15 protein-coding genes are annotated in these 15,346 nt (G+C 69.3%); 3 read left to right on the top strand and 12 right to left on the bottom strand.

The features are described from left to right. Positions 1–2 precede the first annotated feature (2 nt). The gene (locus JHL17_RS34680) at positions 3–434 is read right to left on the bottom strand and encodes a hypothetical protein (RefSeq protein ID WP_247894032.1); all 432 of its coding nucleotides are present in this window, start codon (positions 432–434) and stop codon (positions 3–5) included. A 189-nt stretch (positions 435–623) separates the two neighbouring features. Here JHL17_RS34680 and purT point away from each other — a divergent pair, with 189 nt between their 5' ends. Then, entirely contained in the window at positions 624–1,793 is a 1,170-nt protein-coding gene (gene purT / locus JHL17_RS34675) for a formate-dependent phosphoribosylglycinamide formyltransferase (RefSeq protein WP_200199210.1), read from the top strand. 42 nt (positions 1,794–1,835) lie between these two features. Here purT and JHL17_RS34670 read toward each other — a convergent pair whose 3' ends face one another. The 11 genes from JHL17_RS34670 to hutC form a co-directional block, all read right to left on the bottom strand. After that, positions 1,836–3,071, bottom strand: coding sequence for an MFS transporter (locus JHL17_RS34670; protein ID WP_200199209.1), 1,236 nt, complete (start codon positions 3,069–3,071; stop codon positions 1,836–1,838). Next, a complete protein-coding gene (locus JHL17_RS34665; protein WP_200199208.1) occupies positions 3,072–4,238 on the bottom strand; it encodes a thiolase family protein in 1,167 nt (388 codons plus the stop codon). A gap of 163 nt (positions 4,239–4,401) precedes the next feature. Then, complete coding sequence (locus JHL17_RS34660; protein WP_200199207.1) at positions 4,402–5,871, bottom strand: class I adenylate-forming enzyme family protein; 1,470 nt, start codon at positions 5,869–5,871, stop codon at positions 4,402–4,404. A 24-nt stretch (positions 5,872–5,895) separates the two neighbouring features. Continuing rightward, the gene (locus JHL17_RS34655) at positions 5,896–6,444 is read right to left on the bottom strand and encodes a biotin transporter BioY (RefSeq protein ID WP_200199206.1); all 549 of its coding nucleotides are present in this window, start codon (positions 6,442–6,444) and stop codon (positions 5,896–5,898) included. A 27-nt stretch (positions 6,445–6,471) separates the two neighbouring features. Continuing rightward, complete coding sequence (locus tag JHL17_RS34650) at positions 6,472–7,107, bottom strand: energy-coupling factor transporter transmembrane component T family protein (protein WP_200199205.1); 636 nt, start codon at positions 7,105–7,107, stop codon at positions 6,472–6,474. Then, the gene (locus JHL17_RS34645) at positions 7,107–7,781 is read right to left on the bottom strand and encodes an energy-coupling factor ABC transporter ATP-binding protein (protein ID WP_200199204.1); all 675 of its coding nucleotides are present in this window, start codon (positions 7,779–7,781) and stop codon (positions 7,107–7,109) included. The genes JHL17_RS34650 and JHL17_RS34645 overlap by 1 nt, the downstream gene beginning before the upstream one ends. 243 nt (positions 7,782–8,024) lie before the next feature. Next, positions 8,025–8,852, bottom strand: coding sequence for an amino acid ABC transporter ATP-binding protein (locus JHL17_RS34640; RefSeq protein WP_282189403.1), 828 nt, complete (start codon positions 8,850–8,852; stop codon positions 8,025–8,027). Then, a complete protein-coding gene (locus JHL17_RS34635) occupies positions 8,852–9,556 on the bottom strand; it encodes an amino acid ABC transporter permease (protein WP_200199203.1) in 705 nt (234 codons plus the stop codon). The genes JHL17_RS34640 and JHL17_RS34635 overlap by 1 nt, the downstream gene beginning before the upstream one ends. 4 nt (positions 9,557–9,560) lie before the next feature. Continuing rightward, complete coding sequence (locus JHL17_RS34630) at positions 9,561–10,208, bottom strand: amino acid ABC transporter permease (protein ID WP_200199202.1); 648 nt, start codon at positions 10,206–10,208, stop codon at positions 9,561–9,563. Positions 10,209–10,402: 194 nt separating this feature from the next. After that, positions 10,403–11,233: a transporter substrate-binding domain-containing protein gene (locus JHL17_RS34625; protein WP_247894031.1), complete on the bottom strand. Its 831-nt coding sequence runs from the start codon at positions 11,231–11,233 to the stop codon at positions 10,403–10,405. A 64-nt stretch (positions 11,234–11,297) separates the two neighbouring features. Further along, the gene (gene hutC / locus JHL17_RS34620; protein ID WP_345773939.1) at positions 11,298–12,044 is read right to left on the bottom strand and encodes a histidine utilization transcriptional repressor HutC; all 747 of its coding nucleotides are present in this window, start codon (positions 12,042–12,044) and stop codon (positions 11,298–11,300) included. Between the two features lie 305 nt (positions 12,045–12,349). Here hutC and JHL17_RS34615 point away from each other — a divergent pair, with 305 nt between their 5' ends. Together JHL17_RS34615 and JHL17_RS34610 are read left to right on the top strand one after the other, a co-directional pair. Beyond that, positions 12,350–13,636: a paraquat-inducible protein A gene (locus JHL17_RS34615; protein WP_247894030.1), complete on the top strand. Its 1,287-nt coding sequence runs from the start codon at positions 12,350–12,352 to the stop codon at positions 13,634–13,636. Further along, entirely contained in the window at positions 13,629–15,332 is a 1,704-nt protein-coding gene (locus JHL17_RS34610) for a PqiB family protein (RefSeq protein ID WP_247894029.1), read from the top strand. Before JHL17_RS34615 ends, JHL17_RS34610 begins: the two co-directional genes overlap by 8 nt. The last annotated feature ends 14 nt before the right edge of the window (positions 15,333–15,346 follow it).

The raw sequence follows: 15,346 nt of genomic DNA, 5'->3' as shown, positions 1-15,346 counted from the left end.
GCTCATTTGCGGCCGTCGCCGAAGCGGCGGCAATCCCACTCGTCGGTTCCGGAATCGGCCCGCCCGCCGTTGGACGTGCGGTAGCGCCCATCGTCGCATTGGCCGTTGCCGGCATAACGGCCGTAGCCGCCGCGGCCCCGGCCGCCGCGATAGCCGCTGTCATAGCCGTTGCCGTGATAGCCGCCGTTGTCGTAGCCGCCGCGGTGGCGCCGGTTGCGATCGTGATCGCCATCGTCGTCGTCCCCGGCGGTGGCGGCCAGCACGCCCAGCCCGACCACCGCGGCGCCGATCAGCAGGGCACCCGCCATGTCGTCGTTGCCGTTGCCGGCGCAGCCCGGCAAGGCTAGTGACGCTGCCAGACAAGCGGCCATGACGGTCCTGCCGCCGAAAATTCCCCGCCGCGCCGTCTTGTCCATCATCGCCTCCCAAGACATGGGTTCTTTTTTCCATGAACGCATGGACTGTGTGTTTCATCCAGTACCAATACAATTTCTTTTCAGAAATATTTGGGCCGCATGGCTTCCGCTTGCCGTCCCGTCCTCCGGACGGACACTGCGGGACTTGGCCCGGCCGGTGCGAAGCCCTATGGTCGGCCTGCTGTCGCCAATATCGGGAGTGCGTGGATGTTCACCGCCAGGATCCTTCTGCTCGGCTCCGGGGAACTGGGCAAGGAATTCGTCATCGCCGCCAAGCGGCTGGGCTGCGAGGTCATTGCCTGCGACAGCTATGCCAACGCCCCGGCGATGCAGGTCGCCGATCGCGCGGAGGTGTTCTCCATGCTGGATGCCGACGCCCTGCGCGCGGCCATCGCCAAGCACCGGCCCGACTATGTCGTGCCGGAGGTGGAGGCGATCCGCACCGAAGTGCTGCATGAGTTCGAGGATGCCGGCACCACCGTCGTTCCTTCGGCCCGCGCCGCGACCATGACGATGAACCGCGACCGCATCCGCGAGGTCGCCGCGACGGAACTCGGGCTGCGCACCTCGCGCTACCGCTATGCCGAGAGCCTGGAGGAGGTCCGCGCCGGGGCGGAGCACACCGGTTTCCCCTGCGTCGTCAAGCCGGTGATGTCGTCGTCGGGCAAGGGGCAGAGCACGGTGCGGGACGCCGCCGGGCTGGAGGCCGCCTGGGACTATGCGGTGGCGAACATGCGCGGCGACCGCCGCAAGGTGATCGTCGAGGAATTCGTCCCCTTCGAATACGAGATCACGCTGCTGACCGTCCGCACCCGCGACGGCATTCTCTATTGCGAGCCGATCGGCCACCGGCAGGAGCGCGGCGACTACCAGGAATCCTGGCAGCCGGTCGCCATGCCGCAGGCGATGCTGGACGACGCCAAGGCGATGGCCGCCCGCGTCGTCGACAACCTCGGCGGCTACGGCATCTTCGGGGTCGAGTTCTTCGTGACCGCCGACGAGGTGATCTTCTCCGAACTGTCGCCGCGCCCGCACGACACCGGCATGGTCACCCTGCTGTCGCAGAACCTGTCGGAGTTCGAACTGCACGCCCGCGCCATCCTGGGCCTGCCGATCCCCGGCATCGCCTGCCGCGCCCCGTCGGCCTCCGCCGTCATCCTGGCCGACCGCGAGGCGGAGGCCTTCCGCATCGAGGGGCTGGCCGATGCGCTGGCTCTGGGTTCGGCGGAGCAGGAGGTCGACGTCCGCCTGTTCGGCAAGCCGACCACCCGCAAGAACCGCCGCATGGGCGTGGCGCTGGCGACCGGCACCGACACCGACGACGCGCGGGCGCGGGCCAGACAGGCGGCGGACAAGGTGACGATCCGGTATCTGTAAAGGGAACCTGGGGCGGGAGTGGAACAGGGTGGGGCGGGGTAGTTACCGTCCCAGCAGCCGGTCCACCCGCCGCAGCGCCGGGAACAGCATTGCCCACAGCCCGGCGAGGCCGACCGCGCCGACGCCGCCCAGCACGACCGCCGGCACCGCTCCGGCCAGCGCCGCGACGCTGCCGGATTCGAACTCGCCGAGCTGGTTGGAGGCGCCGATGAACAGCGAGGTGACGGCACCGACCCGGCCGCGCATCTCGTCGGGGGTCGACAGCTGGACCAGCGTCTGGCGGACGAACATGCTGACCTGATCGGTGGCGCCGACCGCCAGCAGGGCGATGAAGGACAGCACCGGATCGGCCGACAGGCCGAAGGCGATGGTGGCGACGCCGAACCCCGCGACCGCGATGAGCATCCAGCGTCCGGCATGGCGCTTCACGCCCCAGCGGGTGATGACCATCGCCATGACGAGTGCCCCCAGCGCCGGGGCCGAGCGCAGCAGGCCAAGGCCCCACGGCCCGACATGCAGCACGTCGCGGGCATAGATCGGCAGCAGCGCGGTCGCCCCGCCCAGCAGCACCGCGAACAGGTCGAGCGAGATGGCGCCCAGGATCTCCGGCCGGCTGCGGATGAAGGCGGCGCCGGCCAGCATGCTCGTCAGGCTCATCGCGCGTTTGGTCATCGTCACCGGGCGCGGCCGGCAGGCGGCGATCAGCAGGACCGAAAGCGCCAGCATCGCCGTGCTGACGCCATAGACCGCGGCCGGACCGGCGATGTAGAGCAGGCCGCCGAGCGCCGGACCCGAGATCTGCGCCACCTGCACGCCTGAGGATTGCCAGGCGACGGCGTTGGGCAGATCCTCCACCGGCACGGTCGCCGACAGGATCGCCTGGTTGGCAGGCCCCTCGAAGGATTTGGCGAGGCCGATCAGCGCCACGACGGCGAAGATCGCATGGGGCGTCAGGCCGCCTGCCATCGTCAGCAGGAACAGGACGGCGACCGCGGCCATTTCGATCGACAGGGCGCCGAACAGCACGGTCCTGCGGTCGTTGTTGTCGACCACATGGCCCGCCACCAGCACCAGGGCCAGCGTCGGCAGGAACTGGAACAGCCCGACCAGACCGAGGTCGAGCGGATCGCCGGTCATGGCGTAGACCTGCCAGCCGACCGCCACCACCTGCATCTGGATCGCCAGCATCGAACAGACCCGCGCGCACCAGAACAGGGCGAAGGCACGGTGGCGAAAGGCCGAGCGGAAACTATCCTCGGCCGCAGGGGCGCTGGTCATTCAAACTGGCTCCAGAAGTGTGGCGATCCCCAGCCCGCCGCCGATGCCGAGCGTGGCGAGGCCGCGCCGGGGCGTGCCGCCCGCCGCGGGGGACAGCAGTTCGGTGAACAGGCGCGTCACCAGGATGGCTCCCGACGCGCCATAGGGATGGCCGAGCGCCAGCGCACCGCCGCCGACCGACACGCGGGACGGATCGATGCCGAGCGTGTCGAGGCTGGCCAGCACCTGGGCGGCGAAGGCCTCGTTGAATTCGACGAGATCGATGCCGGCGACGGTCAGGCCGGGGTTGCGGGCCAGCAGCTTGGTCACCGCCGGAATCGGACCGGTGCCGAGAAGCTTGGGGTCCACGCCCGCCGTGGTGGAGTCGACCACCGCCAAGCCGCGGGTCAGGCCGAGCGCGTGGAACTTCCGCTCCGACACCACCGCCACCACGGCGGCGCCGTCATTGACCGGGCAGGCGTTCCCCGCCGTCACCGTGCCGTCCGGCCGCAGGATCGGGCGCAGGGCCGCCAGCCGGTCGAGGTTGCTGTCGGCCCGCGGGCATTCGTCACGGTCGACGACCCGGCCGTCGCGCAGGGTGAGGGGGACGATCTCGCGGTCGAACCGTCCCGCCGCCTGGGAGGCCACAGCCTTGCGGTGGCTGTCCAGGGCGTAGCGGTCCTGGCGGGCGCGGTCGATGCCATAGGCGGCGGCGACATTTTCCGCCGCCTCGATCATTGACGGATCGCCGGTCTCGTCGGGAGCGAAGCGGGCGCGGTCGTAGAAGGTCGGGCTGCGATAGAGGCTGGACGGCTTGGCGATGCGCCAGGGGGCGGTGCTGGTGCTCTCCACCCCGCCGGCGAGGACGATGTCGCAGGCTCCGGACTGTACCAGCCGGGCGGCGAGGTTGACCGCTTCCAACCCCGAACCGCATTGCCGGTCCACGGTGACGCCGGGTACCGATACCGGCAGGCCGGCGGCCAGCGCCGACAGCCGTGCGACATTGCCGCCGGGACCGACGGCGTTGCCCAGCAGAACCTCGTCCACCTCCGTCGGATCGATGCCGGCATCGGCGACCACGGCACGGATGACCGGAGCGGCGAGATCCTCGACGGCAAGCTCGCGCAGCATGCCGCCGATGCGGCCGACGGGCGTGCGTCGGGCGGCGACGATGATCGGGCGTGTCATGGGCGGTTCCCCCGGAATCCCCTCTCCCCCCCGGGGAGAGGGTCAGGGTGAGGGGGATACATGGCGAGGATCTCTTCGGCTGCGCCGAACCCCCTCATCCCAACCTTCTCCCCGGGGGGGAGAAGGGGCTCGATGTGGGCGTGAAGGCGTGCAGCAATATTTCTCACCCCACCACCTCCAGCTCCCCGGCTTTCGCCCGCTCGCGGACATCGGCGCGGGCGATCTTGCCGCTGCCGGTCAGCGGCATGTCGGCCGCGGCAAACACCCGTCGCGGCGCCTTGTAGGCCTCCAACCGCTCCTGGCACCAACTCCGCAGATCGGCCAGCGACGCGCGTTCGGTCCCGCGCCACCAGACGACGGCGGACAGGGCGTCGCCCCAATAGGGATCGGGCAGGCCGAATACCATCGCCTCCGCCACCGCGGGATGGGCGCGCAGGGTCGCTTCGACTTCCGCCGGGTAGACGTTCAGGCCGCCGGTGATGACCATGTCGCCGGCCCGGCCGACCAGCCGCAACCAGCCCTCTTCATCGATCCAGCCATAGTCGCCGACCGTGCCCCAGCCGTCCCGTTCGCGATAGCCGGCGCCATCGGTGGTGCCGAGATAACCGTCGCTCAGCATGCCGCTGCGCACCCAGACCGTGCCGGGCCGGCCACGCTCCACCGGGTTGCCGTCATCGTTGCGCAGGCTGAGCTCCACCCCGTGGAAAGGCCGGCCGACGCTGTCGGCCGGGGCGCCTTCGCGGGACGAGCGCAGGCTGACGAAGCTCAGCTCCGACGCGCCGTAATACTCCAGCACCGCGGCATCGGGGCAGAGGGCGGCCAATCGGTCATGCACTGCGGGCGCCAGCTTGGCGCCGGAGCAGACCACCCGGCGCAGGGTCGGGAAGCGGTGCCCATCGCGTTCCGCCGCGTCGAGGATGCCGACCAGCATCGTCGGAACGACGACAAGCGTGGTGATTCCGCATTCCGCCAGCTGTGCCGCCGCATCCGTCGTGTCGAATTTCGGCTGCACCCGGACGGTGGCGCCGGTCGACAGACCCTCCACAGCTCCGTAAAGGCCCAGGCCATGGACCAGCGGCCCCGGCACCAGAACGATGTCGTCCGGCCCGATGCCGAACTCGCCCCGGCTGGCTTCCAGTGTCGCCAGCCAGGAGGCCTGGTTGCGGATGAAGGCCTTCGGCCGCCCGGTGGTGCCGGAGGTGAAGCCGACCAGGAAGGGCGTCTTCGGATCGACCGCCGGGATGGCCCAATCCACCGGTTGTCCCGCGATCCAGGCCGCGGCGGCCTCCGTCGTCAGATGCAGGTCGGGACGGAGGGTGTCCAGGGCGGCGGCGGTCTGGGCTTCGCTCCATTTCGGATCGAGCAATCCGACGATGCCGCCAGCCGCGACGATGCCGAAGAACAGAACCAGCAGGTCCGGGTGGTTTCCCAGGCTGAGCGCCACGCGCGGCGGCACGCCGTCCCGGCGCAGGGCGGCCACTCCGGCGCCCGCGCGGCGGACCTGTTGCAGCAGGGTGCCGTAGGGTACCGTCTCGTCGACGAAGACCAGCGCCGGATGACCGGGCGCCCGCCCGGCAGCCAAAGCGAAGGCGCGGGCGAGGTTGTCCGCCGCCCCTTCGATATCGTCGTTCATGGAAGGTCGATCAGGCGCCATCTTTCAGGCATGGATCGGCAGGATGCCGGCGCGCCGGACACCCGAGGCGGCGACGGCGGCGATGCCGGCCTTGATCAGGTCGCCTGGCAGGAAAGCCAGCACGCCGAAGGCCGCCTTCTCGATCGGCAGGCCGGCGACCAGCGACAGCCAGGGGATGCCGCCGGCATAGACGACCAGGATGCCGCCGAGGACGCTGACCGCGAACAGCCGGATCGGATTGGCGGTGGTGGCGAAGCGCTCCGTCAGCCAGCCGGTGACGAAGGCGGCGATCGGCCAGATCAGCACGAAGCCGCCGGTCGGCCCCATCAGCACGCCGATGCCGCCGCGCCCGCCGGCCAGCAGCGGCAGTCCGGCCGCGACCAGCAGGACGAACAGCAGGGCGGCGATGCCGCCGCGCTTGGCGCCCAGGATGGTGCCGGCCAGCATGACGCCCAGAGTCTGCGCCGTGATGGGAACCGGCAGGAAGCCGAGCGGGATCGGCGGCGCCATGCCGAGCCCGCCCAGCAGGGCGGCGAACAGGGCGCAGAGGACGAGGTCGCGGGTGGACAGCATGGCGGACGCTTCCTTCGGCTGGTGTCGTTATCGTTGGGTGCCGTTTTTGGTTCCGGTATCGGCTGGGTCGTATCCGCGCGCTTCCAGTGCGGCGGTCAGATCATCGGCCATGGTGAGGATCTTGACCAGCAGCGGAACGAACAGGGCGGCTATGTTGCGTTCGACGCCGCGGGCGCGCTGGGCCATCCGCACCTCGCGCACCTGATCGCCCAGCAGGGGGATGAAGCGGATGGTCAGCGCCAGCATCAGCGCCATCTTCGCCGGGTTGACCCCGAGCGGGCGCAGCAGGCCGAACAGCCGCTCGAACAGGTCGACCATGTCCATGACGCGGGTGGTCAGGGTGACCAGCGTCGCCAGCAGGATCAAGGCGGCGAAACGGGCGACGGCGATCGCCGTCTCCATCCAGCCGCCGCCGGCCAGCACCGCCTGAAAGCCGAACAGCAGGGTCAGCATGACGACCGGCGCCCGCAGTTCCGACAGCACCCGCCCGGCCGGCAGTTCGGCGGCCGCCAGCACCGCGGCACCGACCAGTCCGGCGGCCAGCGCCCCCCAGGCACCGGGCAGGGTCAGCACGATCACCGTGACCAGCATCAGTCCGCCCAGCTTCGCTCCCGCCGGCAGGCGGTGGATGACCGACTCCCGGTGCAGGTAGAGCCCAAGCATCAGCCGAGCCGCTCCACATAGGCGGGCACGGCCTCCACCGGCGGAGCGTCGATGACGACGCGGCCATCCTCCAGCACCAGCGCCCGGTCGAAGTCCTTCACCATGTCGAGATCATGGGTGACGACGAGCAGTGTTTGGGGCAGCCCGCGCAGCAGTTCGATCACCTTGCGGCGGTTGCGCAGGTCGAGCAAAGTGGTCGGCTCGTCGAAGATCACGTAATCGGGCTCCAGCACCAGCACCCCGGCGATGGCGAGCAGTTGTTTCTCGCCGCCGCTCATCTGGTGGGCCGGTTGGTGGCGGTAGCGATCGAGGCCGTAGCGCTCCAGCGCGCCGGCGACCCGGCGGGCGATCTCGTCCTTCGGCAGCTTGCGCGCCTTCAGTCCGAAGGCGAGGTCTTCCTCCACCGTCGGATAGACGATCTGGGTGTCGGGATTCTGAAAGACGAAGCCGACCCGCCGGCGCACGGCGCGACCGTCGGTGCGGGTGTCCAGGCCATCGACGGCGACGCTGCCCGATGTCGGCACGATCAGGCCGTTCAGCATCCGCGCCAGCGTGCTCTTGCCGGATCCGTTGCCGCCGAGGATGGCGATGCGCCGCTCCGCCAGCCGCAGTGACAGGTCGTGCAGGACGGGGCGGTCGCCATAGGCGTGGGTGACGGACCGGAGTTCGATCATCGACGGGGAGCCGGCTTTCGCGTTGCAGTTCTGTTGCGCGTGCGAAAGGTTCTTAACGGGTTTGCGGGCTGAGTTCCAGGGGGAGCGCATGTATCGCGGCGTTGGACCCCCACCTATCCTCCCCCGCTGGGCGGGGGAGGGACTGCCGCCGCCTTTTCGAACAAGCACTTATTCCCCTCCCCCGCCCAGCGGGGGAGGGTCAGGGTGGGGGTATCGAAGCCGGTACTTAACCCGCGTGGATAATCAGAAACTGTTGCGCTCGTGATAAGTCTGCAGGAACTGCTGCACCCGCGGCTCGGTGGCCTCGTGGAAGACCTCGCGCGGGGTGCCGAAGGCGGCGATGCGGCCGCGGTCGAGGAAGGCCACCTTGTCGGCGACGTTGGCGGCGAAGCCCATCTCGTGCGTCACCACCACCATGGTCATGCCGTCGGCCGCCAGATCGCGCATCACCTGCAAAACCTCGCCCACCAGCTCGGGATCGAGCGCCGAGGTCGGCTCGTCGAACAGCATCAAATGGGGTTCCATCGCGATGACGCGGGCGATGGCGACGCGCTGCTGCTGGCCGCCGGACAGCCGGGCGGGATAGCTGTCGGCCTTGGCCGCCAGGCCGACCCGGTCGAGCATCCGGCCGGCGTGGGCGGATGCCGCAGCCTTGTCCATGCCGCGGACCTGCACCAGCGCCTCGGCCACATTCTCCAGCGCGGTCATGTGGGGCCACAGGTTGAACTGCTGGAACACCATGCCGACGTTGCGGCGCAAATCCCGCAGGTCGCGGTTCGACAGGCGGCGGCGTTGCGCGTCGTCGGTGTAGCCGACCAGCTTGCCTTCGATGCGGATCTCGCCGCGGTCGTAGACCTCCAGGAAGTTGATGCAGCGCAGCAGCGTGCTCTTGCCCGAGCCGCTGGGGCCGATCAGGCAGACCACCTCCGACCTGTCGACGGTCAGGTCGATGTCGCGCAGCACCTCGTTGGTGCCGAAGCTCTTGCCGACGCCGCGGATCGAAACCATCGGCACGGCATCTCCGGCGCTCGCCGGGCGGGGCGGGGTGGCGGTTTGGGAAACGGCGGTCATCACGCCCTCGCGGTTGCGGTCTCGGTCGACGACCCCTGCGGCGAGGCATGGGTCAGGAAACGGGTGACGCGGGCCTCCAGCCGGCGGCCCAGGCGCGAAACCACCTCCACCAGCAGCCAGTAGAACAGCGCCATCCCCAGGATGGTCTCGAAGGTGGCGAAGGTCTCCGCCGCCATCGTCTGCATCTCGTACATCAGTTCCGGCACGGTGATGATCGACAGCACCACCGTCTCCTTGGTCAGGATCGCCATCATGTTGACGATGGCCGGGATGGTCGATACCAGCATCGCCGGCACGATCACCCGGCGCAGGATGGCGCCGTAGGACATGCCGAGGCTGAGCGCCGCCTCCACCTGCCCCTTCGGCACGGCCTGATAGCCGGCGCGGAAGATCTCGGCGAAATAGGCGCTGCCGTAGAGGCCGAGGCCGAGGATGCCGGCGGTGGTCGCCTCCAGCCGCAGGCCGAAGGACGGACCGCCGCTGTAGAGCAGGAACAGCTGGATCAGGAAGGGCGTGCCGCGGATCACCTCGATATAGGCGCGGATGATCCAGCGCAGCGGCTTCACCGGCACTTGCCGCAGCAGCATCAGTACGAAGCCCAGCGCCATGCCGATCAGGCAGCCGGCGCCCCAGCACAGGATGGTGACGCCGAAGCCGCGCAGCAGCGCCGGGCCGTACTGGACGAAAAGGGCGAAGTCCAACATCGGGTCAGGCCTGTTGCAGGCGGCGTTCGACCAGCGTGCCGAACAGGGCCAGCGCGCCGTTGATCGCCAAATAGATGAGGCCGGCCGCCAGATAGATTTCCAGCGGCCGGAAGTTGCTGGCCGAAATGGTCTGGCTGGTCCGCGTCAGCTCCGCCACCCCGACGACCGAGATCAGCGAGGACGCCTTCAGCAGCAGGATGAGCTCGTTGACCAGGGCGGGAACCGAGATGCGGAAGGCCTGCGGCAGCAGGATGCGCGCCCAGATCGACCGGCCGGGGAAGCCGAGCGCCAGCGCCGCCTCCGACTGGCCGTGCGGAACGGCATTCAGGGCGCCGCGGTAGATCTCCGAGACATAGGCGCCGGATGCCAGCCCCAGCGCGGCGATGGAGGCGACCAGCGGCGGCACGTCGATGCCGATCAGCGGCAGCATGTAATAGATCAGCAGAAGCTGGATCAGCAGCGGCACGCCGCGGAAGAAACTGACATAGACGCCGCCGGCGATGTCCGCCGCCCGGCCGCCGGACTGGCGCGCCACGCAGACGGCGACGCCGATCACCTGCCCCAGCAGAACGCCGAGCAGCGAAACCCAGATGGTCGTGACGGCCGCTCCCAGCAGATAGGGAAGGGCGTCGATGATGACGCTGAACTTCATCGGGTGGGCCTTCGTCGAGCGATCCTAACCCTCTCCCGCCCCGGGAGAGGGAAGGGGCCCATGGCGCAAGCCATGGGAAGGGTGAGGGGTGATGCGAGGATCGGGGAATCCATGTGCGGATTGCCCCTCACCCTCCCCACTTCGTGGGTCCCCTCCCTCTCCCGGGACGGGAGAGGGAAAGTCACCTATCCCCCTTACAGCTGCGGTTCCGGAACGGTGGTCGGCAGCTCTTGCGAGACGCCGAACCACTTCTTCTGGATGGTGGCCATGCGGCCGTCCTTCTGGATCTTCACCAGCGCCGCGTTGACCGCCTCGACCAGGCTCTTGTCGTTCTCGTCCAGGCGGCCGACCCAGGAGAAGTAGGAGGGCTTGCCGAAGGGCGGCAGGACGACGGCGAAGGTGTCCTTGCGCTGGGCGGCGGCGAAATTCAGGTTCGGCAGCGAGTTGACCGAGGCGTCGACGCGGCCGGCGGCCAGATCGGCGTAGGACTGGTTGCTGTCGACATATTCGCGGACGTCCGGCGGGGTCGGCAGGGTCTGGCCGTACTCCTTCACCTGGGCCAGCTGCGAGGTGCCCTTGCCGCCGCCGACCTTCTTGCCGGCGATGTCCTCCGGCTTGTTGATGGTCTTGTCGTCGGCGCGCTTCATCAGGGCGGCGGTCGCCTCGGAAATCGGAACGGTGAAGGCGTAGCGCTTGGTGCGCTCCTTCGTGATGGTGACCGGCGCGATCACCAGGTCGAACTTCTTGGCTTCCAGGCCCGGCAGCACGCTGGTCCAGGGCAGGTCCATGTATTTGGCCTTGACGCCCAGCTCCTTCGCCACCTCGTCGAACAGGTCCTTGTCGACACCCTTGTATTCGTTGTTCTCAAGGAAATCGAAGGGCGGGAACTGCATTTCGGTGGCGACGGTGAAGACGCCCGCCTTCTTCACGTCGGCCAGCGTGTCGGCCATCGCCGTACCGGCGGCGACCCCGGCGACCAGCAGCGTGGCGCCGAGCAGCGCCGTCTTGAACATCGTCCGAACCATCGATTTGCTCTCCATCGTGAAAGACCCCTGTCATGGCCGGCGGCTGCCGCCGGTCCTTTTGTGTTTACAAATTCAACTCGGTCGCGCTGTCGGTGATCGACGAGCCGCTGAGGCTGAAGCGGTCGCCGACCGAGAGGAAATGGACCAGCGTCACCGGCCGGCTGAGATGCATGGTTTGCCGCCGGATCGACAGGCAGGCCGCCCCTGCTTCCACCCCCAGCAGCGCCGCCATCTCCGCCGTGGCGTTGACGGCGCGCACGCTGTGGTCGGCCGACGACCAGGGGACCCGGTCGACCAGCCAGCGGCTGGGTGCCACGACATCGAAGGCTTCGTCAACCACCTCCGGCACGACGTCGAGGTTGACGAGGCGGCGTTCGAACTGGATCGGTGTCCCGTCGCTGAAATGCAGGCATTCGAGCGTCAGGATCGGCGTTCCGTCGGGCAGGTCGGGCCAGCGGATTCCTTCGCCGTTGCGAAGGCTCTTGCGGTCGCGGATGCGGAACTCGTAGACGCGCCCCTCCCGCGCCACCACGTCGCCGATATCCTCAATGGGCAGGGCGAAGCGGTCGCGGCGGCCGGTGGCGACGAAGGTGCCGGCCCGGCGGCGGCGGACCAGAAAGCCTTCCCGCGCCAGCAGGGCGATGGCCTTGTGAACGGTCTGGCGGGAGACGCCGTAGAGGCTCGACAGCTCCGCCTCGTTGGGAAGGCGTTCGCCGGCCAGCCAGCGGCCGCGCAGGATCTGGCCGGCGACGGCGCGCTTGATCTGGTCGAACAGCGGCCCGCGGCCATCGAGCGCGAGCCCGGCGAGCACCAGGTCGTCCTGCACCGGGCCGACTGACGCCCGGCCATCCTGAGTGGAAGCCGGTCCGCCATCGCGATCCTGTCCGGTCAGGCCTTGCCGTGCCAACCCCTGCACCCCGCTCTCCGAGCCGCGATGTGACGTTTGGACGATAATGTATGTACATAAACCGTCGGTCAATCGGGAATTCCCGGCCCGGACCTCGGCCTTGCTGCGGTGCGATGGAAAATCGCCTATCCCGTTCGCTGGGGCTTGCGCAGCCGGCCGAAAAAGCCAATTGGAGTGCGGGATTTGCGGTGAGTCTTTTGGGCGCGTGCATGTCGATATGGCAGGGCAAGGTCGGGTTGAGCGGGCATCGGGTGACGGTACGGGACGATCTGGTCGGCTGTCCGGACTGTGGGCGGCTTCATCGTGTCCGTGAATTGCCCCGCCACGGCCGGGCCGTCTGCACGCGATGCGGCGCGGTGCTGTACCGGCATGTGGCGGGCGGTCCGCGCCATGCCCTGCCGATGGCGCTGACCGCCCTGCTGATGCTGGGACTGATCGCGCTCAATCCGCTGATGGCGGTGCATATCCAGGGCAACGACCGCGCCGGCCTGGTCACCACCGGGATCGAGGCCCTGGCCGACCAGGGGATGTGGCCGCTTTCGCTGCTGGTGGGGGTGCTGGTGCTGGGCGCGCCGGTCGTCCGCGTCGTGGGCGTGATCGCCGTGCTGCTGCGCCTGCGCGCCGGGCTTCCGCCGGAGCAGCCGCGGGCGACCGCAAGGCTGTTCGCCCTGACCGAAGCCCTGCGCCCATGGGCGATGCTGGACGTCTTCCTGCTGGGCCTGCTGGTCGGTTATTCCAAGCTCTACGGCTTCGCCAATGCGGAATTGCTGACCGGTGGGCTGGCGCTCGGCGGCTATGTGTTGGCGATGAGCGCGATGGACCAGGGCCTGGACCGCCGGGCGCTGTGGTCGGCCATCGATCATGTGCCGCCCGCTTCGGCCCCGCCGCCAAGCCGCTGGGTCGCCTGTTCGGTCTGCCAGCGCGTCCATGACCATGGGCATGAACCGGCACCGGGCCGCTGCACCCGCTGCGGCAGCCGCCTGCATGTGCGGGAGCCGGACAGCCTGGGGCGGACCACGGCGCTGGTCGCCACCAGCGCCATCCTCTATGTGCCGGCCAACCTGCTGCCGGTGATGACCGTCGTCAATTTCGGCCGGGGCGACCCCAGCACGATCCTGGGCGGGGTGGGGGAACTGGCCGGGTCCGGCATGTGGCCGCTGGCCCTGCTGGTTTTCGTCGCCAGCATCGCCGTGCCGCTCCTGAAGCTGGGCGGCCTAGCATGGTTTGTCGTCACCGCCTGGCGCGGATCGGCCGCGCGGCTGCAGGGGCGGACCCGCCTCTACCGTTTCATCGATGCCATCGGGCGTTGGTCCAATGTGGACGTCTTCATGATCGCAATCCTCACGGCGCTGGTCCAGTTCGGTGCCGTCGCCTCCGTCCGCGCCGATGACGGCGCGATCGCCTTCGCCGCCGTGGTCATCCTGACCATGTTGGCGAGCCATGTCTTCGACCCGCGCGTGATGTGGGATCGGGCGGACGGGGTGCGGCATGACTGACGCCGACCAGTCGCCGCCTCCCGCTTCCCCTCCGGTCCCCTCACCTCCTCCGCCCCCGCATCCGCCGGAGGTGGCGGTATCGACGCGCCGCAGGTTGTCCCTCTTGTGGCTGCTGCCGCTGGTGGCGGCGCTGATCGCCGGCTGGCTCGGTTGGCGCTGGCTGGAGGAGCGCGGTCCGCAGATCGTCATCACCTTCCAGTCCGGCGACGGGCTGGAGGCCGGGCGGACCCGCATCAAGCACAAGAACGTCGATCTGGGCGTGATCGAAGCGGTCCGGTTGTCCGACGACCTGTCGCAGGTGATCGCCACCGCCCGCATGGACCGCACTGCCGCCCGCCATTTGAAGGAGGGAACCCGCTTCTGGGTGGTGGCGCCGCGTCTGGGACTGGGGGGAGTGTCGGGGCTGAGCACGGTGGTGTCCGGCACCTATGTGGAGATGGAGCCGGGCGGCGGCGAGGACCGGTGGGAATTCGACGCGCTCGACGAGCCGCCGGCGGTCCGCGCCGACGTGCCGGGCCGCAGCTTCTCCTTGAAGGCGGAGCAGCTGGGATCGCTGGCCCAAGGCTCCCCCGTCTATTTCCGCGGCGTCCAGGTAGGCGAGGTGATGGGCTACAACCTCTCGCCCCAGGACCGGACGGTGTCGGTGTCGGTCTTCATCCGCGCGCCCTATGAGGGGCTGGTGCATGAGGGGAGCCGGTTCTGGCGGTCGTCGGGCATCCAGTTCTCCGCCGGTGCCGACGGCATCAAGTTCCAGACCGAATCGCTGAAGACCCTGGCGCTGGGCGGCGTGGTGCTGGAAACCCCGCCGGATCCGGAGGCCGGAGCGCAGGCGATGGACTGGGCGACCTTCACGCTCTACGAGGATCAGGTGTCCGCGGCCGCCGCGCGCGACCGTCTGCGCGTCCGTTACCGGTTGGAGTTCCCCGGCTCGGTGCAGGGGCTGCAGGCCGGCGCGCCGGTGCTGATGCGCGGCCTGACCGTCGGCCATGTCGCCGCCGTCCGGCTGGAGTATGACGAGGCCAAACAGCAACTGCACATCCCTGTCGAGATCGACATCGAACCCGATCTGGTCGCCCGGACCTATGCCGTCATCGACGGAAAGCCGATGGACGAGGCGGCGGTGCGCAAGCTGATCGCCACCCAGGTGGGCAAGGGGCTGCGCGGGCGTCTGGCGTCCGGCAACCTGCTGACCGGGCAGATGCTGGTGTCCTTCGATTTCGAGCCCGACCCCCCGCCGACGGTACCGGGTACCGAGGGATCGGAACTGCCGACCGTCGCCTCCAGCGACCTCGACTCCCTCTCGCGGTCGGCCGGGGTGGTGATGGACAAGGTGGCGGCGCTGCCGCTCGACGCGCTGCTGGCCGATCTGCGCGGCACCCTGCAGTCGGTGAGCGGCCTTGCCGGCTCGCCGGACCTCGCGCGCTCGCTGGCCGCGCTGGCCAAGGCGCTGGGCAGCGCGGACACGTTGATGCGCGATGCCGACCGGCAACTGCCGCAGTTGGTGAAGAGTCTGCGTGGCGTGGCGACGGCGGCGGAAGGCACGCTGAACAGCGCCAACGGGCTGCTCGGCGGTGGCGGTGGACAGGCCGATCTGCCCGGCGTGATGCGGCAGCTGAACGACGCCGCCCGGTCCTTCCGCGTACTGGCCGACTATCTGGAACGCCACCCGGAAGCGCTGCTCCGGGGCAAAAAATAATGGAATGGGGGATG

This window comes from Azospirillum endophyticum (assembly GCF_016595245.1).
GTDB lineage: Bacteria > Pseudomonadota > Alphaproteobacteria > Azospirillales > Azospirillaceae > Azospirillum > Azospirillum endophyticum.
Note: the sequence above shows the minus strand (reverse complement) of the source record. Positions and strands in the feature narration are given on the sequence as shown.